The sequence below is a fragment of the Burkholderia sp. NRF60-BP8 genome, assembly GCF_001522585.2.
Taxonomy (GTDB): domain Bacteria; phylum Pseudomonadota; class Gammaproteobacteria; order Burkholderiales; family Burkholderiaceae; genus Burkholderia.
Window position 1 is genome coordinate 2380853 of sequence record NZ_CP013373.1, and the last position, 25114, is coordinate 2405966.

Annotated in this window: 25 protein-coding genes and 1 tRNA gene; 15 read left to right on the forward strand and 11 right to left on the reverse strand. The window is 65.5% G+C overall.

The genetic code is table 11. The annotated features are described in order from the left end of the window. The first annotated feature begins 41 nt into the window (after nucleotides 1–41). Nucleotides 42–132: transfer RNA gene (locus WS54_RS24465), tRNA-Ser, on the forward strand. Between the two features lie 4 nt (nucleotides 133–136). Here WS54_RS24465 and WS54_RS33770 read toward each other — a convergent pair. The 4 genes from WS54_RS33770 to acs all read right to left on the reverse strand — a co-directional run bounded on the left by WS54_RS33770 (nucleotide 137) and on the right by acs (nucleotide 4789). Then, on the reverse strand, nucleotides 137–328 hold the full coding sequence (locus WS54_RS33770; RefSeq protein WP_159086704.1) for a hypothetical protein: 192 nt from the start codon (nucleotides 326–328) through the stop codon (nucleotides 137–139). A 32-nt stretch (nucleotides 329–360) separates the two neighbouring features. Next, the gene (locus tag WS54_RS24470) at nucleotides 361–2376 is read right to left on the reverse strand and encodes a sodium:solute symporter family protein (protein WP_059782066.1); all 2016 of its coding nucleotides are present in this window, start codon (nucleotides 2374–2376) and stop codon (nucleotides 361–363) included. Between the two features lie 3 nt (nucleotides 2377–2379). Then, nucleotides 2380–2724: a DUF4212 domain-containing protein gene (locus tag WS54_RS24475; RefSeq protein WP_059504019.1), complete on the reverse strand. Its 345-nt coding sequence runs from the start codon at nucleotides 2722–2724 to the stop codon at nucleotides 2380–2382. 82 nt (nucleotides 2725–2806) lie between these two features. Further along, nucleotides 2807–4789, reverse strand: coding sequence for an acetate--CoA ligase (acs, locus tag WS54_RS24480; RefSeq protein WP_059782064.1), 1983 nt, complete (start codon nucleotides 4787–4789; stop codon nucleotides 2807–2809). A gap of 324 nt (nucleotides 4790–5113) precedes the next feature. Between acs and WS54_RS24490 the strand changes: the two genes are divergently transcribed. The 9 genes from WS54_RS24490 to WS54_RS24530 all read left to right on the forward strand — a co-directional run bounded on the left by WS54_RS24490 (nucleotide 5114) and on the right by WS54_RS24530 (nucleotide 12393). Beyond that, entirely contained in the window at nucleotides 5114–6022 is a 909-nt protein-coding gene (locus WS54_RS24490; RefSeq protein ID WP_034207816.1) for a DMT family transporter, read from the forward strand. Between the two features lie 112 nt (nucleotides 6023–6134). Beyond that, the gene (locus tag WS54_RS24495; RefSeq protein ID WP_034207817.1) at nucleotides 6135–6719 is read left to right on the forward strand and encodes a TIGR00645 family protein; all 585 of its coding nucleotides are present in this window, start codon (nucleotides 6135–6137) and stop codon (nucleotides 6717–6719) included. A gap of 44 nt (nucleotides 6720–6763) precedes the next feature. After that, nucleotides 6764–8287, forward strand: a complete 1524-nt coding sequence (locus WS54_RS24500) for a fumarate hydratase (protein ID WP_034183495.1) — start codon at nucleotides 6764–6766, stop codon at nucleotides 8285–8287. Between the two features lie 193 nt (nucleotides 8288–8480). Then, nucleotides 8481–8957, forward strand: coding sequence for a bacterioferritin (gene bfr / locus WS54_RS24505; protein ID WP_006478315.1), 477 nt, complete (start codon nucleotides 8481–8483; stop codon nucleotides 8955–8957). A 34-nt stretch (nucleotides 8958–8991) separates the two neighbouring features. Next, the gene (gene murI / locus WS54_RS24510; protein WP_059782063.1) at nucleotides 8992–9849 is read left to right on the forward strand and encodes a glutamate racemase; all 858 of its coding nucleotides are present in this window, start codon (nucleotides 8992–8994) and stop codon (nucleotides 9847–9849) included. A 147-nt stretch (nucleotides 9850–9996) separates the two neighbouring features. Next, on the forward strand, nucleotides 9997–10233 hold the full coding sequence (locus WS54_RS24515; RefSeq protein ID WP_006482749.1) for a (2Fe-2S)-binding protein: 237 nt from the start codon (nucleotides 9997–9999) through the stop codon (nucleotides 10231–10233). 217 nt (nucleotides 10234–10450) lie between these two features. After that, entirely contained in the window at nucleotides 10451–11182 is a 732-nt protein-coding gene (locus WS54_RS24520) for an energy transducer TonB (protein ID WP_059782061.1), read from the forward strand. 34 nt (nucleotides 11183–11216) lie between these two features. Then, entirely contained in the window at nucleotides 11217–11951 is a 735-nt protein-coding gene (locus tag WS54_RS24525; RefSeq protein WP_027784946.1) for a MotA/TolQ/ExbB proton channel family protein, read from the forward strand. Between the two features lie 13 nt (nucleotides 11952–11964). Beyond that, nucleotides 11965–12393, forward strand: coding sequence for an ExbD/TolR family protein (locus tag WS54_RS24530; RefSeq protein WP_006478310.1), 429 nt, complete (start codon nucleotides 11965–11967; stop codon nucleotides 12391–12393). Nucleotides 12394–12838: 445 nt separating this feature from the next. On the opposite strand, the gene WS54_RS24535 is transcribed toward WS54_RS24530, so the two are convergent. After that, nucleotides 12839–13813 carry a LysR substrate-binding domain-containing protein gene (locus tag WS54_RS24535; RefSeq protein WP_027784947.1) on the reverse strand — a complete coding sequence of 325 codons (975 nt, stop codon included), beginning with the start codon at nucleotides 13811–13813 and terminating at the stop codon, nucleotides 12839–12841. Between the two features lie 121 nt (nucleotides 13814–13934). Between WS54_RS24535 and WS54_RS24540 the strand changes: the two genes are divergently transcribed. The 3 genes from WS54_RS24540 to hemP all read left to right on the forward strand — a co-directional run bounded on the left by WS54_RS24540 (nucleotide 13935) and on the right by hemP (nucleotide 15776). Then, nucleotides 13935–14807 (forward strand): pirin family protein, encoded by an 873-nt coding sequence (locus WS54_RS24540; protein ID WP_059782060.1) that lies wholly within the window; start codon nucleotides 13935–13937, stop codon nucleotides 14805–14807. Nucleotides 14808–14906: 99 nt separating this feature from the next. Continuing rightward, a complete protein-coding gene (locus WS54_RS24545) occupies nucleotides 14907–15389 on the forward strand; it encodes an SRPBCC family protein (RefSeq protein WP_059504035.1) in 483 nt (160 codons plus the stop codon). 141 nt (nucleotides 15390–15530) lie between these two features. Continuing rightward, on the forward strand, nucleotides 15531–15776 hold the full coding sequence (gene hemP, locus WS54_RS24550; protein ID WP_059782058.1) for a hemin uptake protein HemP: 246 nt from the start codon (nucleotides 15531–15533) through the stop codon (nucleotides 15774–15776). 275 nt (nucleotides 15777–16051) lie between these two features. Here the strand turns inward: hemP and WS54_RS24560 are convergent, their stop codons facing one another. The 5 genes from WS54_RS24560 to uvrB all read right to left on the reverse strand — a co-directional run bounded on the left by WS54_RS24560 (nucleotide 16052) and on the right by uvrB (nucleotide 21602). Continuing rightward, entirely contained in the window at nucleotides 16052–17449 is a 1398-nt protein-coding gene (locus WS54_RS24560; protein WP_059782054.1) for a 4Fe-4S binding protein, read from the reverse strand. After that, the gene (locus tag WS54_RS24565; RefSeq protein WP_027784952.1) at nucleotides 17446–18288 is read right to left on the reverse strand and encodes an FTR1 family iron permease; all 843 of its coding nucleotides are present in this window, start codon (nucleotides 18286–18288) and stop codon (nucleotides 17446–17448) included. The genes WS54_RS24560 and WS54_RS24565 overlap by 4 nt, the downstream gene beginning before the upstream one ends. Before the next feature lie 57 nt (nucleotides 18289–18345). Further along, on the reverse strand, nucleotides 18346–18678 hold the full coding sequence (locus tag WS54_RS24570) for a cupredoxin domain-containing protein (protein ID WP_006478303.1): 333 nt from the start codon (nucleotides 18676–18678) through the stop codon (nucleotides 18346–18348). A 55-nt stretch (nucleotides 18679–18733) separates the two neighbouring features. Then, nucleotides 18734–19285 carry an iron transporter gene (locus tag WS54_RS24575; RefSeq protein WP_059782052.1) on the reverse strand — a complete coding sequence of 184 codons (552 nt, stop codon included), beginning with the start codon at nucleotides 19283–19285 and terminating at the stop codon, nucleotides 18734–18736. Between the two features lie 226 nt (nucleotides 19286–19511). Then, nucleotides 19512–21602 carry an excinuclease ABC subunit UvrB gene (gene uvrB, locus WS54_RS24580; RefSeq protein WP_034207824.1) on the reverse strand — a complete coding sequence of 697 codons (2091 nt, stop codon included), beginning with the start codon at nucleotides 21600–21602 and terminating at the stop codon, nucleotides 19512–19514. A gap of 259 nt (nucleotides 21603–21861) precedes the next feature. On the opposite strand from uvrB, the gene WS54_RS24590 reads away from it, so the two are divergent. Further along, on the forward strand, nucleotides 21862–23061 hold the full coding sequence (locus tag WS54_RS24590; protein WP_034207825.1) for an amino acid aminotransferase: 1200 nt from the start codon (nucleotides 21862–21864) through the stop codon (nucleotides 23059–23061). A 121-nt stretch (nucleotides 23062–23182) separates the two neighbouring features. Here the strand turns inward: WS54_RS24590 and WS54_RS24595 are convergent, their stop codons facing one another. Continuing rightward, on the reverse strand, nucleotides 23183–23971 hold the full coding sequence (locus tag WS54_RS24595; RefSeq protein WP_059782050.1) for a 3-hydroxybutyrate dehydrogenase: 789 nt from the start codon (nucleotides 23969–23971) through the stop codon (nucleotides 23183–23185). Between the two features lie 165 nt (nucleotides 23972–24136). Between WS54_RS24595 and WS54_RS24600 the strand changes: the two genes are divergently transcribed. Then, the gene (locus WS54_RS24600) at nucleotides 24137–25108 is read left to right on the forward strand and encodes a potassium channel beta subunit family protein (RefSeq protein ID WP_059782048.1); all 972 of its coding nucleotides are present in this window, start codon (nucleotides 24137–24139) and stop codon (nucleotides 25106–25108) included. Nucleotides 25109–25114 lie beyond the last annotated feature (6 nt).

Sequence of the window (25114 nt, forward strand, 5' to 3'; positions counted from 1 at the left end):
TGGCGGGCAGCCCCCAGAGTTTGCTATACTCTCGGTCTTCCGGAGAGATGGATGAGTGGTTTAAGTCGCACGCCTGGAAAGCGTGTATAGGTTAATCGCCTATCGGGGGTTCGAATCCCCCTCTCTCCGCCAGTATTCAATGCCCGCGCCAGCGGGCATTTTCGTTTCCGGAGAAAAGCAGGCCGATGGTTCGGCGGCGGGATTCGAACGGATTCGCTTGCAATCGAATCCGCGGAATCCGCGGCCAGCGCTTGTGCGGGCGAATCACCCTCTCCTCGCCAAAAGCATGAAGCCAGCCGATTTCCTGAGAAGTCAGGGGGCTTTCCATTCGGCACGTCGACACCCTGCTCCCGCCTGCGCTCACGGATGCCGAATGTAATCCACCAGCGCCCGCGTATATTCATCCGGCCGCTTGTCGCACAAACTCACCGCGATCGCCACCGCGAACCCCGCCGGCACGCCGAAGACGCCTGAGCTGATCGGCTCGATCCCGAACCACGCGCGCCCGGCGAACCCGGTCAGTTGCGTGAAGAACGGATAAGTCGACACGATGTAGTACACGCACACCGCCAAGCCCGTCACCATCCCGGCGATCGCGCCGCGCGTCGTCGTGCGCTTCCAGAACACGCCCAGCACCAGCACCGGAAAGAAGCTCGACGCCGCCAGCGAAAACGCGGCGCCGACGAGAAACAGGATCTTTCCGGTATTGAGCGACGCGACATACGACGCGAACAGCGCCACCCCCAGCAGCAGCACCTTCGAGATCGTCACGCGCCGCTGACTCGTCGCATCGGGCGCGACCATGCAGTAATAGACGTCGTGCGACAGCGCGTTCGCGATCGTCAGCAGCAGCCCGTCCGCGGTCGACAGCGCCGCGGCCAGCGCACCGGCCGCGATCAAACCCGACACCACGTACGGCAGCCCCGCGATCTCCGGCGCGGCCAGGACGACCATGTCCGGCTGCATCTGGATTTCCGACCAGTGCACGATGCCGTCGCGAATCACCTCGACGACGCTGATCAGGTCGGGTTCGAAGTGATGCCATTGCGTGACCCACGCCGGCAATTCGGCGAACGGCCGCCCGACCAGATTCGCGAGGATCTCGTACTTGATCAGCACCGCGAGCACCGGCACGCTCAGGTAGAACAGCGCGATGAAGAACAGCGTCCAGCCGACGGAGCGCCGTGCGGACGCGACCGACGTGGTCGTGTTGTAGCGCGTCAGGATGTGCGGCAGGCTCGCGGTGCCGAGCGACAGGCACAGCAGCAGCGCGAGGAAATTCCGCTCGCGCGGCTTGCGTTCGTCTTCGCTCGCAGCCGGAAACGGCTCGTGCATCGGCACGGGCGGCTCGGCACGCGCGAGGAGGTCGTCACGCGCCTGTGTCCACGCCACGCGCGCCGCCGCCGGATCGCGCGGGAAATCGGCCAGCTCGCGCTCGAGCTGGCTGATCTCGCGCAGCGGCCCGTTGTGGCGCCGCAGGTCGGCAAGCCGGTCGACGAGATGCCGGCGCGCGTCCGCATGGGACGCCGGCAACCGGTCGAGCCGCGTCTGGATCTCCGCGGCTTGCCGGCGGTACGCATCGCGCACCTGCTGCTCGTCGCGCGCGTCGCGCACCTGCGCCTCGCGCGCCGCGACGCGCTCCATCAGCTTGCCGTAATTGAACTGCGGCACGGGCCCGAGGCCATTCTTCATCGCGATCAGCGACACCGGAATCAGGATCGCGCTGATCAAGATGATGTACTGCGCGACCTGCGTCCACGTGACCGCCCGCATCCCGCCGAGAAACGAGCACACGAGAATGCCCGCGAGGCCGCAGAAGATGCCGATCGCGAAATCGACGCCGATGAAGCGCGTCGCGATCAGGCCGATCCCCTGGATCTGCGCGACCAGATACACGAACGAACACAGGATCGCCGCACCGGCGGCGAGCGCGCGCACGGCCGTGCTCGAAAAGCGCGTGCCGAGAAAATCGGGAATCGTGTAGCGCGCGAGCTTGCGCACATACGGCGCGAGCAGGAACGCGACGAGGCAGAACCCGCCCGTCCAGCCCATCACGTACGCGAGCGCGTCGTAACCGGTCGCGTAGAGCGAGCCGGCCAGGCCGATGAACGACGCGGCCGACAGCCAGTCGGCCGCCGTCGCCATCCCGTTGAACGCGGACGGCACGCGCCGCCCGGCCACGTAGTACTCGACGAGGTCGGACGTGCGCGACAACAACCCGATCACCGCATACACGGCGATCGGCACGAACAGGAACACGTAGCCGATCCAGACGCCCGAGCCCGTCGCGCGCTCGATCCGCCACATCAGCAGCACGAACCCGAGAAACCCGAGCGTGTAGAGCGCGTACGCGCGTATCAGTCGATGCGTCAGCATGAATCAGCGCCCGCCGCTCGCAGGGCCGGCGCGTGCCGCATGCTCGTCGTACGCGCGGCGCAGCGTACGGTCCGCGCGTTGCATCAGCCCGATGTAGACGACGATCAGCACGAGGTAGACGAGAATCGCGCCCTGTGCGCCGACATAGAACGGCAGGCTGAAACCGGCGAAGCGAACGCCTGCGAGCGCGGGTCCGAAGAACGGCACGATGAACGACACCGCGAAGCCGATCACCATCAGCACCGCGATCAGCGCGACGTTGAAACGCCAGTAGCGTGCGTGCGCACGTGCGAGCGGCGCGGGAACGGGAGGTGGCGCGGCAGGCGCCGAGCGGGTCGGAACGGTCATGCCGTTATGTAGCAAAAAGCCCCTGCGCGGGCAATCCGGATTGCCGCGCAGGGGCTCGCGCGCATGACGCGCAACCGTGTGCTCAACGCACTTCGGTGAGCTGCTCGAGGATGGCCGGATTCTCGAGCGTGGACGTGTCCTGCGTGATCGCCTCGCCCTTCGCGAGCGAGCGCAACAGGCGCCGCATGATCTTGCCCGAGCGCGTCTTCGGCAGGTTGTCGCCGAAGCGGATGTCCTTCGGCTTCGCGATCGGCCCGATCTGCTTGCCGACCCAGTCGCGCAGCGCCTTCGCGAGCGCCGCGGCTTCGTCGCCCTCCGGGCGCGAACGCTTCAGCACGACGAACGCCACGACCGCTTCGCCGGTCGTGTCGTCCGGACGGCCGACCACCGCCGCCTCGGCCACCAGCTCGTGCGACACCAGCGCCGATTCGATCTCCATCGTGCCGAGCCGGTGGCCCGACACGTTCAGCACGTCGTCGATCCGGCCCATGATCGTGAAGTAGCCGGTCTCCTTGTCGCGCACGGTGCCGTCGCCAGCGAGATACAGCCGACCACCGAGCTCCTCGGGGTAATAGCTCTTCTTGAAGCGCTCCGGGTCGCCCCAGATCGTGCGGATCATCGCCGGCCACGGGCGCTTGACCACGAGAATCCCGCCTTGCCCGTTCGGCACGTCCTGGCCCGTCTCGTCGACCACCGCGGCCGTGATGCCCGGCAGCGGCAGCGTGCACGAGCCCGGCACGGTCGGCGTCGCGCCCGGCAGCGGCGTGATCATGTGGCCGCCGGTCTCGGTCTGCCACCACGTGTCGACGATCGGGCAGCGCTCGTGGCCGACGTGCTTGTGGTACCACATCCACGCTTCCGGATTGATCGGCTCGCCCACCGTGCCGATGATGCGCAGGCTCGACAGGTCGTAGCTCTTCGGGTGAACCTTGTCGTCGGCTTCGGCCGCCTTGATCAGCGAGCGGATCGCGGTCGGCGCGGTGTAGAACACGGTGACCTTGTGATCGTCGATCATCTTCCAGAACCGGCCGGCGTCCGGATAAGTCGGCACGCCTTCGAACACGACCTGCGTGCCGCCGCACGCGAGCGGGCCGTAGGTGATGTACGTATGGCCCGTGACCCAGCCGATGTCGGCCGTGCACCAGAACACGTCCGTGGGCTTCCAGTCGAAGGTCCACTTCATCGTCTGCGCGGCCCACAGCAGGTAGCCGCCCGTGCTGTGCTGCACGCCCTTCGGCTTGCCGGTCGAGCCCGACGTATACAGGATGAACAGCGGATGCTCGGCGCCGACCCAGGTCGGCTCGCAGCGCTCGGATTCGCCGTCGACGAGCTCGTGCATCCACAGGTCGCGCTCGGCATGCCAGTCGATCTTGCCGCCGGTGCGGCGATAGACGATCACGCTCTTGACCGCCTCGCAGCCGCCCATCGCGATCGCCTCGTCGGCGATGCTCTTGAGCGGCAGCGTCTTGCCGCCGCGGGCCTGCTCGTCGGCGGTGACGAGCGCGACCGCGCCGACGTCGACGAGCCGCTCGTTGAGCGATTTCGCGGAGAAGCCGCCGAACACGACCGAGTGCGTCGCGCCGATGCGCGCGCAGGCCTGCATCGCGACGATGCCTTCGATCGACATCGGCATGTAGATGACGACGCGATCGCCCTTCGCAATGCCGCGTTTCTTCAGCGCATTCGCGAAGCGCGACACGCGTGCGAGCAGGTCGGCATAGGTGACGCGGGTGACGGTGCCGTCGTCGGCCTCGAAGATCACGGCGACGCGCTCGCCGTTGCCGGCTTCGACGTGGCGGTCGAGACAGTTGTACGACGCGTTCAGCTCGCCGTCCTCGAACCACGTGTAGAACGGCGCGTTGCGCTCGTCGAGCACCTGGGTGAACGGCTTGTGCCACGCGAGGCCCTCGCGCGCGAGGCGCGCCCAGAAGCCTTCGTAATCCTGCTCGGCCTCGGCGACGAGCGCGCGATAGGCCGGCATGCCGGAAATGGTCGCCGTCTTCTCGAGCGCCGCGGGCGGCGCGAACTGACGGGTTTCGTGAAGAACCGATTCAATCGCAGACATCGACTACCCCTTGGTGAACATGAATCCTCTGCATGGCGGCGCGATCGTGCACGCCGCGCGTCTTGGCCGGCGCTCGCGCGCCGCTGTCTCCCACCCCACCCGCACGCGGCCGCGACGGCCTGCGCACGATGCTGCACCGCACCACATCACATCACGCGAACGCGACCTGCGGCCCGGCAGTGTCCACGATAAGCGCTCCAACTTACCCGTCACTTACGCGGCATGGCCGCTTCATGCGCCGGGCGGCGCCGCATCGAGGTCAGCTTTACGCTGTTACAACCGCGACCCTACAATCCTAACTGAACTCGCCTTTCGGATTCCAGCTTGAATCGCTACGCCCTCTTTCTCATCCTGTCGATGCTGTTCGTCGGCAGCAACGTCGGTATCGGTAAATCCATCGTTGCATTCGTCCCCGTCGCCATCCTCGCCACGCTGCGCTTCGTGATCGCGATCGCCGTGCTGTGGCCGCTGTTCAGGCCCGTGAAGATGCGCGCGGTCAAGCGCGGCGAATGGCTGAACCTGTTCCTGCAGGCCTTCTTCGGCACCTTCATGTTCACGCTGCTGATGCTCAACGGCGTGCAGCGCACGAGCGCGGTGGCCGCGGGCGTCATCACGAGCACGATCCCGGCGATCGTCGCGCTGTTCGCGTGGCTGATCCTGCGTGAAAAGCCGAACGGCCGGGCGCTCGTGTCGATCGCGCTCGCGATCGCAGGCGTCGTGACGATCAACCTCGCCAACGGCGGCGCGGCCGGGCACGGTGCGCACGGCGACGCGTCCGGTTCGCTGACCGGCAACCTGCTGATCCTCGGCGCGGTGTGCTGCGAATCGATCTACGTGATCCTGTCGCGCCGGCTCACGCAAACGCTCGCACCGATCGACATCTGCGCCTATACGCACCTGTTCGGCCTGTTCCTGATGCTGCCGCTCGGCGCGACGGCGCTGTGGCGCTTCGATTACGCGAGCGTGCCGGCCGGCACCTGGGCGCTCGTCGTCTGGTACGGCCTATCGGCCAGCATCTTCTCGTTCTGGCTGTGGATGAAGGGGATCCGGCACGTGCCGGGCAGCCTCGCCGGCGTGTTCAGCGCGGTGCTGCCGATCGCCGCGGCCGCGTACGGCATCGCGTTCCTCGGCGAGCGCCCGACGCTCGCGCACGGCATCGCGCTCGCGTGCGTCGTCACCGGCATCGTGCTCGCCAGCCTGCGTGTGAAAAACGTGCCGGCCGCCGCCTCGTGATCCGTCCCTCGCAGTACCGGCGCGTCGCTGCAGCCGCGCCGGCCGACGCGTTACAATAGCGCGCCTTTTCAAGATTACCCCCGATACCTGCGCCCCGCGCCCGTACTCCGACATGTCCGCCCCGCATTCGCCCGGCCGCCCTGGCCGTCGCCCGCTTCGTCCGCTTCCCGCGCTGATTTTCATGAGCCGCTGGCTCCAGGTCCCGCTTTACCTCGGCCTGATCGTCGCGCAGGCCGTCTACGTGTTCCTGTTCCTGAAAGAAGTCTGGCACCTGCTGTCGCATGCGACGGGCCTCGACGAAATCAGCGTGATGCTCGCGGTGCTCGGCCTGATCGACGTCGTGATGATCTCGAACCTGCTGATCATGGTGATCGTCGGCGGGTATGAAACGTTCGTGTCGCGGCTCGGCATCGAGGGCCATCCCGACGAGCCCGAATGGCTCGACCACGTGAACGCGGGCGTGCTGAAGGTCAAGCTGTCGATGGCGCTGATCAGCATTTCGTCGATCCACCTGCTGAAGACCTTCATCAACCCCGACCAGCACACGACGCACGCGATCATGTGGCAGGTGATCATCCACGTGTCGTTCCTCGTGTCGGCGCTCGTGATGGCGTGGGTCGATCGCCTGACGACGCACACGCATCCGGCCCATTTCCACGAGACGCATGCGCCAGCGGCGTCCCGACCGGCGGCCTGAACCGTCGGCCAACCCTTCCCCACTGTCCCCACAGAGTCTCAGCCATGACCGTCATCAAACAGGAAGACCTGATCCAGAGCATCGCGGATTCGCTGCAGTACATCAGCTACTACCACCCACTCGACTACATCCAGGCCCTCGGCCGCGCGTACGAGCTGGAAGAGAGCCCGGCCGCGAAGGACGCGATCGCGCAGATCCTCACGAACAGCCGCATGTGCGCGGAAGGCAAGCGTCCGATCTGCCAGGACACCGGCATCGTGACGATCTTCGTGAAGGTCGGCATGGACGTGCGCTGGGACGGCGCGACGATGGGCCTCACCGACATGATCAACGAAGGCGTGCGCCGCGGTTACACGCACCCGGACAACGTGCTGCGCGCGTCGATCGTCAATCCGCCGGAAGGCGCCCGCAAGAACACGAAGGACAACACGCCGGCCGTGATCCACTACGAGATCGTGCCGGGCGACAAGGTCGACGTGCAGGTCGCGGCGAAGGGCGGCGGCTCGGAGAACAAGTCGAAGTTCGTGATGCTGAACCCGTCCGACTCGATCGTCGACTGGGTGCTGAAGACGGTCCCGACGATGGGCGCCGGCTGGTGCCCGCCCGGCATGCTCGGGATCGGCATCGGCGGCACCGCCGAGAAGGCGATGCTGATGGCGAAGGAATCGCTGATGGAGCCGATCGACATCCAGGAAATCATCGCGCGCGGCCCGAAGGACTGGGTGGAGGAACTGCGCGTCGAGCTGCACGAGAAGGTCAACGCGCTCGGCATCGGCGCGCAGGGCCTCGGCGGCCTCGCGACCGTGCTCGACGTGAAGATCATGGCGGCGCCGACGCACGCGGCCTCGAAGCCGGTCGCGCTGATTCCGAACTGCGCGGCCACGCGCCATGCGCACTTCGTGCTCGACGGGTCGGGCCCGGCCAAGCTCGAAGCGCCGTCGCTCGACGCTTGGCCGAAGGTGCAGTGGGAACCGAACACCGAAACCAGCAAGCGCGTCGACCTGAACACGCTGACGCCGGAAGAAGTCGCGAGCTGGACGCCGGGCCAGACGCTGCTGCTGTCGGGCAAGATGCTCACCGGCCGCGACGCCGCGCACAAGCGCATCGCCGACATGCTCGCGAAGGGCGAGAAGCTGCCGGTCGACTTCACGAACCGCGTGATCTACTACGTCGGCCCGGTCGATCCGGTGCGCGACGAAGTGGTCGGCCCGGCCGGCCCCACGACGGCCACGCGCATGGACAAGTTCACCGAGACGATGCTCGCTCAGACGGGTCTGATCTCGATGGTCGGCAAGGCCGAGCGCGGGCCGGTCGCGATCGATGCGATCAAGAAGCACAAGGCGGCCTACCTGATGGCGGTCGGCGGCGCGGCCTACCTCGTGTCGAAGGCGATCCGCGGCGCGAAGGTGCTCGCGTTCGAAGACCTCGGCATGGAAGCGATCTACGAGTTCGACGTGCAGGACATGCCGGTGACGGTCGCCGTCGATTCGTCGGGCACGTCGGTGCACCAGACGGGTCCGAAGGAATGGCAGGCGAAGATCGGCAAGATCCCGGTCGCTGCCGCTTAAGCGCGATCGAACGAAAGGCCGGACGGACGTCCGGCCTTTTTACTTCTCATTCTCATTATTGTGCGCGGCCGGTTGTTCGAGGCTGATTCTCATTACACGCAAAAGGCAGGCCCGACAAGGCTTCGAGGCTTGGCTTTTCTCGTTCGAGCGATTATCGTTCGGTTTCTGAAGCCCCACTGAACAAGGAACAGCCATGCAAGGCGACAAGAAAGTCATCGAATATCTGAACGCCCAACTGAAGAATGAACTCACGGCGATCAACCAGTACTTCCTGCATGCGCGCATGTACAAGCACTGGGGCCTCGACAAACTCGGCAAGCACGAATACGACGAATCGATCGGCGAAATGAAACACGCCGACTGGCTGATCGAGCGCGTGTTCATGCTCGACGGCCTGCCGAACCTGCAGGACCTGCACAAGCTGCTCGTCGGCGAGGAAACCGAAGAGATCCTGAAGTGCGACCTGAAGCTCGAGCAGATCTCGCAGTCCACCTGCAAGGAAGCGATCGCCTACTGCGAATCGGTGCGCGACTACGTGTCGCGCGAGATCTTCGAGAAGATTCTCGACGATACCGAAGAGCACATCGACTGGCTCGAAACGCAGATCGACCTGATCGGCAAGGTCGGCCTGCAGAACTATCAGCAAACGATGATGGGTTCGGCCGAGTAATCGCGCCACCCGCCAGCCCGCCGCCCGCCCGACGATGACGAACCCGTCCGCCGCTACCGCTCCGCGCGCCACCGCCCCTGTCGGCATCTTCGACTCGGGGCTCGGCGGCCTGTCGGTGCTGCGCGCCGCGCGCGCGCATCTGCCCGACGAATCGTTCGTCTACGTCGCCGACTCGCACCACGCGCCGTATGGCCCGCGCGACGAGGCATTCATCACGGAACGCACGCTGGCGATCGGCGAGTGGCTCGCCCGCGAAGGCGCGAAAGCGCTCGTCATCGCGTGCAACACGGCAACGGCACGGGCGATCGCGGCCATCCGCGAACGCCTGTCGATCCCGCTCGTCGGCGTCGAGCCGGGCATCAAGCCGGCCGCCGCGCTGTCCGCGACCGGCGTCGCGGGCGTGCTCGCCACGCAATCCACGTTGAACAGCCCGCGCTTCCAGGCGCTGCTCGACCGCTACGGCGCGGGCCGTCGCTTCATCTGCCAACCCGGCCACGGGCTCGTCGAGGCGATCGAACGCGGCGACACGAATTCCCCCGCGTTGCGCGCGCTGCTCGAGCGTTACATCCAGCCGATGCTCGACGACGGCGCCGATACGCTGGTACTCGGCTGCACGCACTATCCGTTCTTCACGGAAACGATTCGTAACCTTGTGGGCGAGCGCCTGACGATCGTCGACACGAGCGATGCCATCGCGCGCCAGCTCGCGCGGGTGCTCGACGAACGCGGGCTGCGCGTGCCGGCCGGCACGCACGCCGCGCCGCCGCGCTTCTGTTCGACGAGCGACGGCCTGCAACTGCGCGCGCTCGCGTCGACGCTGCTCGGCCTCGATGTGCCGGTCGAATCCGTCACCATTTCCTCGCCGAACGCGCACGCCTGCGCGACCGCCTGACGCGGGCCGGCAGGTCCGCTCTTCCCTGCTTCGCCACGCCCGCCGCTTCAAGGGTCCGATGGTTTTAAAAAAAGCCGACCCAGGCTTGTCAACGTCTGCAAAATTAATGATAATAATTCGCATTAACGTTAGCTATCGCAACTCATCATGATCGTCTGCGTGTGCAAGTCTGTTTCCGATCGCAAGATTCGCGCGTCCCTCGCCGAGGGCGTGAACTCTTTCGATGAACTCCAGTTCGAGCTCGGCGTGGCCACGTGCTGCGGCAAGTGCGAGGAGTCCGTACGCGACCTCATGGCCGAGCAAGGCGTCTGCGCGAGCCGGTGCGGCGTCGAGCATCATGCGCATCCGATCCCGGTCACGTTCTACGACCGCAAGGCGGCCTGAGCGACACCGAGCGTGCGCATGCGGCCAGGCCGCATTTTTTGTTGTGACCGTCAGCAAGCCACCGTCTGCGCGAGCCAACGGCTTACCTGCCAAGGAACCTGTGATGGAATTGCTGATCGGATTCGTAACCACCGTTTGCATCTCGCTGCTGATCTTCCGCAAGTGATGCCGATTCACCCGCCGCGCCCCGGGTGCGGCGTCGTTCTTTCAAGCTAACATGCAGGCTTCGCATCTCGCTCCTGCCGGCGCCATGCCGGCTGCACCACGTATGAATTCCCGAGTGATCGTCGTCGCGGTCGGTGTGCTTGCCGCACACGCGATCATGCTCACGGCCGCGTGGCTCCATCGCAACGCGCCGCCGCCGAAATCGGTCGAGGTCCAGACGATCACCGCGCAGCTCATCACGCCAGCACCGATCGCGCAGCAGGTCGCGGCCGAGTCGATCCCGCAGCCCGCGCCGCCGAAGCCCGTGCCGCGCGTGAAGCCGAAGGTCGAGCCGAAGCCGGTGCAGAAAGCGGCGAAGCCGACCCCGCAACCGGTTGCGCCGTCGCCGGCCCCGTCGCCCGTCCCCGCTCCCGCCGCCGATCCGACACCGGCTCCGGCCGCGCCCGCTCCCGCGGCACCGGCCGCCACGCCGGCCCCGGCGCGCGAAACGATGCAGGTCAGCGCACCGAAGAACGTGCCGACGCTCCAATGCAACTTCGTGAAGCCCGACTATCCGTCGATGTCGCGCCGCCGCGGCGAATCGGGCACCGCCTATGTTCACTTCGTCGTCGGCGTGACCGGCAAGATCGAAAGCATCGATCTGCAAAAGAGCAGCGGCTATCCGCGCCTCGACGATGCCGCCCTCGACGCGATGCGCTCGACCACCTGCCGTCCGTATGTCGAGAACGGCCAGGCGATCCGCGCCGCCCGCACGCAGCCCTACAGCTTCGGGCTCACCGACTAACCTGCCTCATCCGGAAGATTCAAAGGAAACAAAAATGCAAAGCTACGGTATCGCGCACGTCTGGGCGCAAGGTGATTTCGTCACACGCGCGATTGCGATCACGCTGCTCGTGATGTCGGTCCTGTCGTGGATCGTGATCGTCGTCAAAGGCTGGAACGTGATCCGCCTGAATCGCCTCACGAAGAACGCCGAACAGGCATTCTGGCATTCCGACAATTTCGACGACGGCATCAAGAAGCTCGGCCTCGCCGCCTCGACGCCGAACGACAACCCGTTCCTCGCGCTCGCGCTGTCGGGCAAGGAAGCCGCCGACCACCACCATCAGACGCAACCGCACCTGCACGATCGCATGGACGTATCGGACTGGGTCACGCGCTGCCTGAAGGACACGATGGACGAAGGCATTTCGCGGATGCAGAGCGGCCTCGCGATCCTCGCATCGGTCGGCAGCACGGCGCCGTTCGTCGGCCTGTTCGGCACGGTCTGGGGGATCTACCACGCGCTGCTCGCGATCGGCGCCACCGGCCAGACGTCGATCGACCAGGTCGCGGGCCCGGTCGGCGAATCGCTGATCATGACGGCCTTCGGCCTGTTCGTCGCGATTCCCGCCGTGCTCGGCTACAACGCACTGACCCGCGCGAACAAGGGAGTCGTCAGCAAGCTGCGCCGCTTCGCGCACGGCCTGCACGCGTACTTCGTGACGGGCGCGAGCCTCGCGTCGTCGTCGACGCGCGACGGCCTGCGTCTCGCATCGCGCGCCGCCAGCTGAGACGAGGTGATCCATGGCCATGAACACCGGTTTCAGCGACGATGACGACGACGCCGTGATGAGCGAGATCAACATGACGCCGCTCGTCGACGTCATGCTCGTACTCCTGATCATTTTTCTCGTGACGATCCCGGCAATGCAGCATGCGGTGAAGATCGACCTGCCGCACGCCAGCAGCCAGCCCGTCGACGAAAAGCCGCAGACCGTCGACGTCGCGATCCAGGGCGACGGCACGATCCTGTGGGACGACCACACGGTTACGCGCGAACAACTGCAGGCACGCATCGCGGAAGCCGCGAAACGCACGCCGCAGCCGGAATTGCACCTGCGCGCGGACCGCAAGGTGGCGTACGAGCACGTCGCGGAAGTGATGTCGGATGCGCAGGCAGGCGGCTTGACGAAGCTCGGCTTCGTGACGGAGCCCGGCGCAAAAGCAAAGTAACGTGCACACGTCCCGCCGCCGGTAGTAACTGGCGCACCTAACCGGGCGTCCCTAACCGGGCGTCCCTAACCGGGCGTCCCTAACCGGGCGTCCCCAACCGGGCGTCCCCAACCGGGCGTCCCCAAAGTAAAAGGCCTTCATCGCCAGATGAAGGCCTTTTTTCATGCGCACGCGGGCGCCTTCGGGCGGCGGGCTCTTTGGCGGTATCGGTTGCGCCTCGAGCAACGCAAATGCGACTCTGCCGTGGTCTGCACGGACTGCGCGTTCTGCCCTATCTGGCTCACAATATATGCGGCCACCTGATTTCGCTCAGAACTTCCTTCACGAAATGGGATTTCAATATAGGCCCGCCCGTCCGCGCATTCAAGGTTCCGGCGATTGAAACTTGCGATTGCAGGCGACGCTTCAATGACAAAACAAATTTGCGTCGTCGTGGGCGCCGTGTTCAGGTCGCCGAAACATCGGCCGCCGCTTCCTTCTTCGCGCGCTCGGGGCAACCCGGCTCCTTGTACGCGCCATGGTCGAGCTTCTCGACCAGGTAATCGACGAACGCACGTACCGCCGGCGGCATCCCCTGTCGCGATACGAACACCGCATACAGCTGCGGCACCGGCAGCGTCCAGCCGGGCATCACCGGCGACAGTTGCCCCGCGCGCAGCGCGTTGCCGTACATCATCTCCGGCAGCGCCGCGATGCCGAGGCCATCGAGCACGGCTTCGCGGATCGTCATCAGGTCGGCCGTCACGAGCCGCGGATCGTGCTCGTGCACGTGGCGCGTTCCGTCCGGCGCGATCAGGTTGAATACGTGCCGGCCGTCGACGCTCGGCGTATCGAGCGTCTCGAAGCCGGTCAGGTCGTCCGGCGCCAGCGGCGGCGCATTCTGGCTCAGCAGGCTCGGCGCGCCGACCAGCATCTGCTCGGTGCGCCACAGCGGCCGCACGACGATGTTGGCGTTCTGCGGCGGCTCCGAGCGCACGCGCAACGCGACGTCGATCGAATCCTCGAACAGGTCGATCACGCGATTCGTCACGCGCACATGCACTTTCACCTCGGGATAGCGGCGCAGGAATTCGGGCAGGATGCGCGACAGCATCGTCTGCGACAGCGTCACCGGCACGCTGACGCGCACCGAGCCGCGCGGCGACGCGCGCAACTGCTGCACCGCATTCATCGCGGCCCTCGCTTCGGCGAGCATCGCCTGGCAATGCTGGTAGAACAGCTCGCCCGCCTCGGTCAGTGCGAGCTTGCGCGTCGAACGCTGCAGCAGGCGCACGCCGAGCGCCGCCTCGAGCTCGGTCAGGCGCCGCGACAGCCGCGATTTCGAGATGCCCAGCACGCGCTCGGCGGCCGAGAAGCCGCCATGTTCGACGACCTGCGAAAAGTACATCAGGTCGTTCAGGTTATGTGCATCGATATTCATCTCATCGTTCCAATTTCAGAACAATCCATTGCGAACCGCCGCGAATCGCGCGGTAAAACGCCCCATATAATAGCGCCATGTTTCAAAAATAACGCTATTCCGATGATGTCGAGGGCTTCCCATGACCACCGCTCGCTCGCTTGATCGCACCTACCCCGCGCTTCGCACCATCGAAGGCGGCGGTTTCGTGGTTCACCGCCCGTTTCCGACGCGGCTGCTGATGGATTTCGATCCGTTCCTGCTGCTCGACGAAATGGGGCCCGTCGACTACGCCCCCGGCGAAGCCGTCGGCGCGCCCGATCATCCGCATCGCGGCTTCGAAACCGTGACCTACGCGCTCGACGGACGTTTCCGTCATCGCGACTCGTCCGGCCATGCCGGCACACTCGGCCCCGGCGACGTGCAGTGGATGACGGCCGGCGCCGGCGTCGTGCACAGCGAGATGCCGGACCCGGCGTTCGCTCAGGCAGGCGGGCGCTCCCACGGCTTCCAGCTGTGGGTCAACCTGCCGCGCCGCGACAAAATGATCGCGCCGCGTTACCAGGAGATCCCGGCTGCCCGCATTCCGACCGCGACGTCGCCGGACGGCCGCGCGCACGTGCGCGTTATCGCCGGCGAAGCGTTCGGCGTACAGGCCGCGATCGAGACGCGCACGCCGATCCTCTATCAGCACTTCACGCTGGCGCCCGGCGCAACGGTCACGCAGCCCGTGCCGGCCGGTTACCGCGTGTTCGCCTATCCGATCGACGGAACGGGCCTCTACGGGCCCGACCGGCAGGCTGTCGACGCACGGCGCATGATCGTCTACGGCGACGACGGCGACGTTGTCACGTTCGCTGCCGGCGATACGTCGCTCGACCTCCTGCTGATCGGCGGCGTGCCGCTCAACGAGCCGATCGTCCGTTACGGCCCGTTCGTGATGAATACCGAGGAAGAGATCCGGCAGGCCGTCGTCGATTACCAGACCGGCCGCATGGGCCGCATCGATGCGTGAGCCAGTGAGGCGCAGGTGCCGCGAAGCCCGTGGTTTTGCGTCACAATGAGTGCTTGAATCATGCATGTGGCGACCCGCCACCAGAAGGAACTCCTGCCCTTGAACTTCGAACATCTGATCCAGATCAACTCCGACGATCCGGCCGTGCCGGCCCTCACCCGCGACCAGCTCTGGGAAGGCCTCGTGCTGCGCGCGGAACAGCCGCAGCTGTTCGTGATCGGTCTCGACAGCTGCGTCATCCACGAACGGACGGACACGACGCTCGAACGCGAACTGCATTACGGCCACGCGACCGTGCGCGACCACGTGACGTTCACGCCGAACCAGCAGGTCCGCTACGACATCCGCGCGGCCGACGGCGAGATCGGCGGCTCATTGACGATGACGATCGAGGAGCGCGACGACAACGAGCTGTTCCTGCGTTTCGAGTACCGCACGACGCTGACGGTCACGGACGACAGCGAAGAAGCGCGACAGACGCACGGGATCGTCAAGGAGGCGTACCGCACGTCGGATATCGATACCGTTCGCCTGATCCGCGAATACGCGCAGGGTCGCAAGGATCCCGATCCGCTGCACTGAATCCCCGTGGCGGCCTGCGGGCCGCCTTTCTTGATTCAAGCTATCAGAACTGACATCTCAATTGATAAAGAGTTTTTGTAAATGGGAATGGTTATCATTTAGAATTCATTCCATCGTATCGACAGTCACCGCTCAAACCGAATGACCGACACCATGCGCCCGACCACGCTGACCCTGCGCCGCACCACCGGCACCGCAGCCAGCAGCCGCCAGAAGACGGCAGCGGTCACCACGCCGACGAAACCCGCCGGCAACCGCGATGCAGGCACGCGGGTCGTCAACAGCGATGCGCTGCTGCAAGGCCAAAGCCACGTCAGCATCGCGCATAACGGAGAGACTTATCAGTTGCGCGCCACGCGGCTCGGCAAACTGATCCTGACGAAGTAACGACCGAGTATTGTGGGGACCACCTCCCTGAGAGGTGTTGGGCAGTAGCCAGCGTAACGGCTTGCACGCGAGATCTAGACCCCTTCGTGCAAACACACTCAAGCAGCCGTTGCAGCAAGCCAAGCCACTTTTTTGGTTCTCGCACAAGGAAGAAAAAAAGCGACACGTCGAAGGACGTGTCGCTTTTTTGTTTGAGCAGACAATGCGCGCAGCGCGTTGCCCGGGTGTCGTTGCTGCCGTCGATGCGCGACAGCGAGAGCGGCATGCGCGCCGCGTCAGAACCCCCAGAACATCAACCACCATGCGCTGTCGACGACGGCCAGCCCGACGGCGAACCACGCGAATGCCGCGAGCCGGCGCGGCCACGCCGCATAGCGCCCCGTTACCTTCCACGCGAGCCATGCACTCCATACGTTGGCGCCGACCAGAATCGCGATACGCACATCGGATGCCCAGCCGAGCGGCACATGCTCGGCGCGCAGCAACGACAGCGTCGTGGCCGACAGCCCGAGGAACACGCCCGCACCCGCGATCGGGATCAGCGCCTGTGCGAGATGATGCAGGCGCACGCGATCGAAGCGGCCGAGCATCAGCGTGGCGCCGGCCAGCAACGCCAGCAGCGCCGTGCCGTACACGAGGCCCGTGCCGACGATGTAGCTGACGACCAGCCCGCCATCGAGCCACGAGAACACGTCGTTGCGGTCCGGGTAGTGCGTGAGCAGGAACCACGGCGCATTGGTCTCGAGCGGCCACGTGATGTCGCGGTCGATCAGCCAGCCCGCGAGCCATTGCTTGATCTGCACGAACCAGGGGCTGACGGTCCAGTGGAACGCGCCGATCGCCACGCCGAGCAGGCCGTACAGGATCAGCGCGGTGTCCCACGGGTTAGCCTGTTCCGCGCCGAGGTTCACGACTTCGTCGGACGGCGAACGCAGCGACAGCGAAATCGCGTCGCGGTGCCCGCTGCAGCGGCCGCACATATGGCAGGCCGCCGCACCCTTCATGTTGCGCAACGGCACGAGCGGCGCGCAGTTGATCGGAATCACGCGATGGCCGTGCTCGCCGTTCTTGTACGAACGGCGCCATGCATCCTCGTCGACCTTGTAGCGCATCGGCGCGAGCCGTGCGAGCAGCCCGAACACGCCGTTGACCGGACACAGGTACTTGCACCACACGCGTTTCTCGCGGCCGTACAGCACGCCGATCACGATCGCGCCGACGGTCGAGCCGCCGAGCACGAACAGCACCGCGAGCGGGTACTGGTACACGCTCACCATCTGCCCGTAGATCGTCGTGATGCCGAACGCGACGAACGGCCAGCCGCCCCACCGGATCCAGCGCGGAATCGGGCCGCCGCGGCCGAACTTGCTCGCGTATTCGGTGAGCGCGCCCTCCGGGCACAGCACACCGCACCAGACGCGGCCGAGCATCACCATCGACAGCAGCACGAACGGCCACCAGATGCCCCAGAACGCGAACTGCGCGATGAGCGTGAGGTTGTTCCACAGGTGCGCGGAATCGTCCGGCAGCGGCAACACCGCCGGCACGATGATCAGGAACGCGTAGACGGCGACGACGATCCACTGGATACCGCGGATCAGCGCACCGTGGCGCTGCATCCACTGGCCGGCCTGCGCGAGCCAGCCCGGCTTGACGGCGGCGACGACGCTCATGCCGCGCGACCCGCTGCAACGGCCGGACGGCGGCTCGCGCGCTTCATCAGCAGCCAGACGACCGCCCAGTACACCGCATACGCCACCAGGTTGGTCAGCGCCGGGTGCGCACGATAGCCGGTCAGCGTCGCGACGAGCGAACCGAACGTGCCCGAATCATCGAGGATCGCGGACGTATCCCACACCTGCGAGATGCCGAGCGGCAGGATTTCCTTGTCGATCAGCTTGTCGACGCCGGTCTGGAACAGGCCCGCGCCGAGAAACAGCAGCATCACCTCGGTGACGCGGAAGAAATGCCGCCACGAAAAATACTTGCCGCCGAGCTGCAGCAGATAGAACGTGAGGAACGCGAGGCCGAGACCGATCACGACCGCGAGCATCTGGCTGCCGTCGACGTGGCCCGACTGGCCGAAACCGAGGCCGTACAGGAAGATCACCGTCTCGCTGCCTTCGCGCGCGATCGCGAGCGCGACCAGCACGGCGACGCCCCACCAGTTCGAATCGCGCGTGCTTTGCTGCAGCGACTGCTCCATGTCGCGCTTCAGCGTGCGGCCGTGCCGGCGCATCCACAGCACCATCTGCACGATCAGCACGCATGCGATCAGCACCATCGCCGTCTGGAAATAGTCCTGCGCATCGCCGGACAACACCTCGGTGAACCCGACCAGCGCGGCGCCGAGGCCGACGGCCATCAGCAGGCCGACGCCGACGCCGGCCCAGAGGAAAGGCAGGCCGCGGCGCGCATCGTCGTCGCCGTTTTTCAGCCATGCATAGAGAATGCCGACGACGAGCAGCGCTTCGACGCTCTCCCGCCAGACGATGAACAAGATCTGACCCATCGATACCTCCTGACGCGCGGGGCAAGGGACTGGACGCCCGCGCGCAGATAAAACGCGTTACTTCGCGACGATCACGCCCTGCGCCTGCTGATGAAAATCGTCGAAAAACTTGTATTCGCCCGGCGACAGCGGGGCGACGACCACGAACGAATCGGCGCCCGGCGCGAGCACCTTCTCCTTGCGCAACTGCACGCTCTCGAATTCGGCGGCGCCCTTGCCGGTGTTCCTGATCTCGATCTTGAAACGCTGGCCGGCCGGCACTTCGATGCGTGCGGGATTCAGCTTGCCGTCCGTCATCTCGAGCTTGAACGTCGGCAGATCGGCCGCATGCGCCGCGCCGGCAAGCCACAGCGCAGCGGCTGCGGCAACGATTTTCTGGGGAATTTTCATTCTGGGTTCTCTACGCCGACGGCGCGCCGAAGCGCGCCGTTCGTCATGCCACCGATCAGTAACCGCCCTTCTTGCCGATACCGGCGAACGGGAAGTCGTACTCGAGCGTGATGGGCTTGAACCACGGGCCCACGCCCGTTTCCTTGTCGACGTGACGACCGAACGCCATGTGACCCGACTGCATCGGCGGCTTGACGACCATCGTCAGGTGATACTTGCCCGGGCCGGCGAGCTTCACGTTGTCGCCGTAGTGCGGGCCGTCGCTCGCGACCATGCCCATCAGGTCGCCCTCGGCCTTCCACTTCGGATCGCCCTGCTTCGTCAGCTTGTACGTGACCTGCAGGTACGGCATCCAGTCGCCTTCCGCGAAACCGGTCGGGTTGTTCTTGACCGCATGGATGTCGGCCTCGAGGTGGATGTCGGAATCCGACGCCTTGCGCATCATGCCTTCCGGGTCCATCGTGATCGGCTGCAGATACACCGCACCGATTTCCATGCCGCCCTGGATCTGCTGCTTGCCGATCGGATACTCGGCCGCCGAGGCCGACATCGCGGCCAGCGCCGCCGCTACCGCAACCGTCGTGCGGATGAACGAAGAACCCAACATGGACACTCCTTGTTATTTGTCTGACTATCTTGACGACATGCGAGCCGCCGCCGGGCCGCCCGCTGGAAACACTAACGCGACGAAGAACGTTAATGCGAACTATTCTCAATACATGAGGAGTTTAGCACCGAACCCGTTTCGGAACAAACGGAGCGCGCCGTAAACCCCTGATCCGACAAGGCTTACAGGCGCTTTACCAAAAGGATTCGGTGACGCTTGGAAAGATTTACCGGCCGCCGCTGATGTGGTCGCCGACGTTCGCGCCGAACACGCGTTCGCGCAGCACGGCAAGCTGGTCGCGGGTCGCGGCGGCTTTCTCGAATTCGAGGTTCTTCGCGTAGTCGGCCATCTGCTTCTCGAGACGCTTGATTTCCTTCGCGAGTTGCTTTTCCGACATGTCCTCGAATTTCGCGCGCTGCTGCGCCTCCTTCAGCTCCGCACGCGCGTCGTCGGCGTTGTAGACGCCGTCGATGATGTCCTTGATGCGCTTCACGACGCCGCGCGGCGTGATGCCCATCTTTTCGTTGTAGGCGATCTGCTTCGCGCGGCGCCGCTCGGTTTCGTCGATCGCGCGCTTCATCGACTCGGTCATGTTGTCCGCGTAGAGAATCGCCTTGCCGTTCACGTTCCGCGCGGCACGGCCGATCGTCTGGATCAGCGAGCGCTCGGCGCGCAGGAAGCCTTCCTTGTCCGCGTCGAGGATCGCGACGAGCGACACTTCGGGAATGTCGAGGCCCTCGCGCAGCAGGTTGATCCCGACCAGCACGTCGAACGTGCCGAGCCGCAGGTCGCGGATGATCTCGACGCGCTCGACCGTATCGATGTCGCTGTGCAGATAACGCACCTTGACGCCATGGTCGGCCAGGAACTCGGTCAGCTGTTCGGCCATGCGTTTCGTCAGCACGGTAATCAGCACGCGCTCGCCGGCCTTCACGCGCGCGTTGATTTCGGTCAGCACGTCGTCGACCTGCGAGCTCGCCGGCCGCACTTCGATTTCCGGATCGACGAGGCCCGTCGGTCGCACGACCTGCTCGGCGATCTGCCCCGTCACGCGCTTCTCGTAATCGGCCGGCGTGGCCGACACGAACACGACCTGGCGCATCTTGCGCTCGAACTCGTGGAACTTCAGCGGCCGGTTGTCGAGCGCCGACGGCAGGCGAAAGCCGTAATTGACGAGGTTTTCCTTGCGCGCGCGGTCGCCGTTGTACATGCCGTTCAGCTGGCCGATCAGCACGTGCGATTCGTCGAGCAGCATCAGCGCATCGGGCGGCAGGTAGTCGACGAGCGTCGGCGGCGGATCGCCGGGCGCCGCGCCCGAGAAATGCCGCGAATAGTTCTCGATGCCCTTGCAGAAGCCGAGTTCCTGCAGCATCTCGAGATCGAAGCGCGTGCGCTGCTCGAGGCGCTGCGCCTCGACGAGCTTGCCCTCGCGATGGAAGAACTCGAGCCGTTCGCGCAATTCGTCCTTGATCGTCTCGACCGCGCGCATCACGGTGTCGCGCGGCGTCACGTAATGCGACGACGGATACACGGTGAAACGCGGAATCTTCTGCCGGACGCGCCCGGTCAGCGGGTCGAACAGGTGCAGGGTCTCGACCTCGTCGTCGAACAGCTCGACGCGCACGGCCATTTCTGCGTGTTCGGCCGGGAAGATGTCGATCGTGTCGCCGCGCACGCGGAACGTGCCGCGCTGGAAATCCTGCTCGTTGCGCGTGTATTGCATCGCGATCAGCCGCGCGATCACGTCGCGCTGGCCAAGCTTGTCGCCGGTGCGCAGCGTGAGGATCATCTGGTGGTATTCGGACGGATTGCCGATACCGTAGATCGCCGACACCGTCGCGACGATCACCACGTCGCGACGCTCCATCAGGCTCTTCGTCGCCGACAGCCGCATCTGCTCGATGTGCTCGTTGATCGACGAGTCCTTCTCGATGAACAGGTCGCGCTGCGGCACGTAGGCTTCAGGCTGGTAGTAGTCGTAGTACGAGACGAAATACTCGACCGCGTTGCGCGGGAAGAACTCGCGGAATTCCGCGTAAAGCTGGGCCGCGAGCGTCTTGTTCGGCGCGAACACGATCGCCGGGCGGCCGAGCCGCGCGATCGTGTTGGCCATCGTGAAAGTCTTGCCCGAACCGGTCACGCCGAGCAGCGTCTGGAAGGCAAGGCCGTCGCCGACGCCTTCGACGAGCGTGTCGATCGCGGTCGGCTGATCGCCCGCGGGCGGATAGGGCTGGTAAAGCTGGAACGGCGACCCTTCGAAAGTGACGAATTTGGATTCGTCGAGCGCGTCGCCGACTTCGGCATGATGTTCGGACATGGAATGCGGCCGGAGCAAGGGCAAAGAAAGCATTCTAGCGCTTCGCGGCCGCGCGAACTGCTGTCGGCTCCTGACGCCCGACGGTCGCCCGAATTCACGATTCGCCGCCCCGATCGCGATGGAATCGCCGCCCCCGCCAGCGCGAATTCGCTACAATGTCAGGCTGCTGCGCTTTCCGGCGTCGCGCCGTTGGCGCGCTGCACTGCGCCCGCCCCGCCGGCTGAAAGCCTGACCCTCTTTTCACTACTGCCGAATCATCATGTCGCTCTTCTCCGCTGTCCAGCTTGCTCCCCGCGACCCGATCCTGGGCCTGAACGAAGCCTTCAACGCCGACGCGCGTCCGACCAAGGTCAACCTCGGCGTCGGCGTGTACACGAACGAAGACGGCAAGATTCCGCTGCTGCGCGCGGTTCGCGACGCGGAGAAGGCGCGGGTCGAGGCCGGCCTGCCGCGCGGCTACCTGCCGATCGACGGGATCGCCGCCTACGATGCGGCCGTGCAGAAGCTGCTGCTCGGCAACGACTCGCCGCTGATCGCGGCGGGCCGCGTGGTCACGGCCCAGGCACTGGGCGGCACGGGCGCGCTGAAGATCGGCGCCGATTTCCTGCGCACCGTGAATCCGAACGTGAAGGTCGCGATCAGCGATCCGAGCTGGGAAAACCACCGCGCGCTGTTCGAAGCGGCCGGCTTCGAAGTCGTCGCGTACCCGTATTACGACGCGGCCACCAACGGCGTGAACTTCGAAGGCATGCTGTCGGCGCTGAACAGCTACGCGGCCGGCACGGTCGTCGTGCTGCATGCGTGCTGCCACAACCCGACCGGCGTGGACCTGACCGAAGCGCAGTGGCAGCAGGTCGTCGACGTCGTGAAGGCACGCAACCTCGTGCCGTTCCTCGACATGGCCTACCAGGGCTTCGGCGAGAACATCGAAGCCGATGCCGCTGCCGTGCGCCTGTTTGCCGCGGCCGACCTGAACGCGTTCGTGTCGTCGTCGTTCTCGAAGTCGTTCTCTCTGTACGGCGAGCGCGTCGGCGCGCTGTCGATCATCACGTCGAGCAAGGAAGAAGCCACGCGCGTGCTGTCGCAACTGAAGCGCGTGATCCGCACGAACTACTCGAACCCGCCGACCCACGGCGGCGCGGTGGTCGCAGCGGTGCTCGCGTCGCCGGAACTGCACGCTTCGTGGGTGCAGGAACTCGGCGAAATGCGCGACCGCATCCGCGCGATGCGCAACGGTCTCGTCGAGCGCCTGAAGGCGAGCGGCGTCGATCGCGATTTCAGCTTCATCAACGCGCAGCGCGGGATGTTCTCGTATTCGGGCCTGACCTCGGCACAAGTCGATCGCCTGCGTGACGAGTTCGGCATCTATGCGGTCAGCACGGGCCGGATCTGCGTCGCCGCGCTGAACACGCGCAACCTCGACGCGGTCGCCAATGCGGTCGCAGCAGTCCTGAAGTAAAGCGGTGCCGGGCGGCAGCCGCCATCGGCCCCGCCCTGCCGACATGAAAAACGCGCTCCGTGGAGCGCGTTTTTTTTTGTGCCGTTCAGCGCGGCGGGCGGCCACACCGCCCGCCCCCGCGTTACTGCATGAACCAGCCGTGGCTGACGACCACCGACTGGCCCGTAAGCGCGGCGCTCGGGAATGCCGACAGGAACAGCACCGTCTGCGCGACGTCCTGCACCGTCGTGAACACGCCGTCGACCGTGTTGCCGAGCATCACCTTCTTGATCACTTCCTCTTCGCTGATGCCGAGCTCCTTCGCCTGCTCCGGAATCTGCTTGTCGACCAGCGGCGTACGCACGAAGCCCGGACACACGACGTGCGAGCGCACGTTGTGCTTCGCGCCTTCCTTCGCCAGCACGCGCGCCAGGCCGAGCAGCCCGTGCTTGGCCGTCACGTACGCCGACTTAAGCGGCGACGCTTCGTGCGAGTGCACCGAACCCATGTAGATCACGACGCCGCCGCGATCGTCCTTGTACATGTGCTTGAGCGCGGCCTTCGTCGTCAGGAATGCGCCGTCCACGTGGATCGCCTGCATCTTCTTCCAGTCGGAGAACGAATAGTTCTCGATCGGGTTGACGATCTGGATACCGGCGTTCGACACGAGGATGTCGATCGAGCCGAACGCTTCGGCCACCTTGTCGATGCCGGTGTTCACGGCTTCCTCGCTGGTCACGTCCATCGCGACGCCGATCGCCTTGCCGCCCGCCTTGTTGATCTCGTCGGCGACCGCGTTCGCGCCGTCCTGGTTCAGGTCGGCGATCGCGACGGCCGCGCCTGCCTTGGCCAGCTCCAGCGCGATTTCCTTGCCGATGCCGCTCGCGGCGCCCGTGACGACGGCGGTCTTGCCGCTCAGATCTGCTGCCATGTCCTTCTCCTCCCGTTGTCGGATCGATAAAACACGCGCCCGCCGCATCCGCGCTCATCGCGAAATCGTATCGGCGTGCCAGCCGTCATTGTGCACGATCGGCCCCGCCGTTCGCGCGCAAAACGTCTAAGCTTAAAGGTCGATTCCGTTCGACAGGAGGTTCTCATGCACTATCGACGGCTAGGCCGCTCCGGCCTGCAGATCAGCGAGCTTTCCCTCGGTTCGTGGGTGACGTACGGCAATCAGGTCGATCAGCGGGTCGCGCGCGAATGCCTCGCCGCGGCCCGCGACGCGGGCGTCAATTTCTTCGACAACGCCGAAGTCTACGCCGGCGGCAAATCCGAGGAAATCATGGGTCACGCGCTCAAGTCGCTCGACTGGCCGCGTATCAGCTATATCGTGTCCACGAAGTTCTTCTGGGGGCTCGCGGAAGCCCCGAACCAGTATCACACGCTGAACCGGAAATACCTGCTGAACGCGATCGACGGCTCGCTGCGCCGGCTGCAGCTCGACTATGTCGACCTCGTCTATTGCCATCGGCCCGACCCGCATACGCCGATCGAGGAAACCGTGTGGGCGATGAGCGACATGATCGTGCGCGGCAAGGCGCTGTACTGGGGCACGTCGGAATGGAGCGCCGACGAGATCCGCGCAGCGTGCGAGATCGCCGAGCGGCATCATCTGCACAAGCCGGTCGTCGAGCAGCCGCAGTACAACCTGTTCCACCGCACCCGGGTCGAACAGGAATATGCGCGGCTCTACGACGATTACGGTCTCGGCCTCACGACGTGGAGCCCGCTGGCGTCGGGACTGCTTACCGGCAAGTACCGCAACGGCGTGCCGGCCGGCAGCCGCGCGCAGTTGCAGGGCTACGACTGGATGCGCGAACGCCTGACCGATCGGGCCGCCAACGACATCGTCGAACGGCTCGGCGAGATTGCAGCCGAACTCGGCTGCAGTACCGGCCAATTGGCAATCGCATGGGTGCTCGCGAATCCGCGCGTAAGTTCGGTCATCACGGGCGCATCGCGGGTCGACCAGATCGGCGACAACATGCGCGCGCTCGACGTTGCCGCGCAGCTGACGCCGGACGTGAAGCAACGCATCGAGGCCGTGGTCGGCGACGCATACGAGTAAGGCGAC

What these genes read in the sequence shown, in the direction of transcription:
- WS54_RS24495 (WP_034207817.1), top strand. Translation starts at nt 6,135, where the DNA reads ATGTCCGCCCCGCATTCGCCCGGCCGCCCTGGCCGTCGCCCGCTTCGT.
- WS54_RS24525 (WP_027784946.1), top strand. Translation starts at nt 11,217, where the DNA reads ATGCAAAGCTACGGTATCGCGCACGTCTGGGCGCAAGGTGATTTCGTC.
- acs (WP_059782064.1), bottom strand. Translation starts at nt 4,789, where the DNA reads ATGTCTGCGATTGAATCGGTTCTTCACGAAACCCGTCAGTTCGCGCCG.
- hemP (WP_059782058.1), top strand. Translation starts at nt 15,531, where the DNA reads ATGACCGACACCATGCGCCCGACCACGCTGACCCTGCGCCGCACCACC.
- WS54_RS24535 (WP_027784947.1), bottom strand. Translation starts at nt 13,813, where the DNA reads ATGAATATCGATGCACATAACCTGAACGACCTGATGTACTTTTCGCAG.
- WS54_RS24470 (WP_059782066.1), bottom strand. Translation starts at nt 2,376, where the DNA reads ATGCTGACGCATCGACTGATACGCGCGTACGCGCTCTACACGCTCGGG.
- WS54_RS24560 (WP_059782054.1), bottom strand. Translation starts at nt 17,449, where the DNA reads ATGAGCGTCGTCGCCGCCGTCAAGCCGGGCTGGCTCGCGCAGGCCGGC.
- WS54_RS24590 (WP_034207825.1), top strand. Translation starts at nt 21,862, where the DNA reads ATGTCGCTCTTCTCCGCTGTCCAGCTTGCTCCCCGCGACCCGATCCTG.
- WS54_RS24570 (WP_006478303.1), bottom strand. Translation starts at nt 18,678, where the DNA reads ATGAAAATTCCCCAGAAAATCGTTGCCGCAGCCGCTGCGCTGTGGCTT.
- WS54_RS24595 (WP_059782050.1), bottom strand. Translation starts at nt 23,971, where the DNA reads ATGGCAGCAGATCTGAGCGGCAAGACCGCCGTCGTCACGGGCGCCGCG.
- WS54_RS24600 (WP_059782048.1), top strand. Translation starts at nt 24,137, where the DNA reads ATGCACTATCGACGGCTAGGCCGCTCCGGCCTGCAGATCAGCGAGCTT.
- WS54_RS24530 (WP_006478310.1), top strand. Translation starts at nt 11,965, where the DNA reads ATGGCCATGAACACCGGTTTCAGCGACGATGACGACGACGCCGTGATG.
- WS54_RS24515 (WP_006482749.1), top strand. Translation starts at nt 9,997, where the DNA reads ATGATCGTCTGCGTGTGCAAGTCTGTTTCCGATCGCAAGATTCGCGCG.
- murI (WP_059782063.1), top strand. Translation starts at nt 8,992, where the DNA reads ATGACGAACCCGTCCGCCGCTACCGCTCCGCGCGCCACCGCCCCTGTC.
- WS54_RS24575 (WP_059782052.1), bottom strand. Translation starts at nt 19,285, where the DNA reads ATGTTGGGTTCTTCGTTCATCCGCACGACGGTTGCGGTAGCGGCGGCG.
- WS54_RS24540 (WP_059782060.1), top strand. Translation starts at nt 13,935, where the DNA reads ATGACCACCGCTCGCTCGCTTGATCGCACCTACCCCGCGCTTCGCACC.
- WS54_RS24565 (WP_027784952.1), bottom strand. Translation starts at nt 18,288, where the DNA reads ATGGGTCAGATCTTGTTCATCGTCTGGCGGGAGAGCGTCGAAGCGCTG.
- WS54_RS33770 (WP_159086704.1), bottom strand. Translation starts at nt 328, where the DNA reads ATGGAAAGCCCCCTGACTTCTCAGGAAATCGGCTGGCTTCATGCTTTT.
- uvrB (WP_034207824.1), bottom strand. Translation starts at nt 21,602, where the DNA reads ATGTCCGAACATCATGCCGAAGTCGGCGACGCGCTCGACGAATCCAAA.
- bfr (WP_006478315.1), top strand. Translation starts at nt 8,481, where the DNA reads ATGCAAGGCGACAAGAAAGTCATCGAATATCTGAACGCCCAACTGAAG.
- WS54_RS24475 (WP_059504019.1), bottom strand. Translation starts at nt 2,724, where the DNA reads ATGACCGTTCCGACCCGCTCGGCGCCTGCCGCGCCACCTCCCGTTCCC.
- WS54_RS24520 (WP_059782061.1), top strand. Translation starts at nt 10,451, where the DNA reads ATGCAGGCTTCGCATCTCGCTCCTGCCGGCGCCATGCCGGCTGCACCA.
- WS54_RS24500 (WP_034183495.1), top strand. Translation starts at nt 6,764, where the DNA reads ATGACCGTCATCAAACAGGAAGACCTGATCCAGAGCATCGCGGATTCG.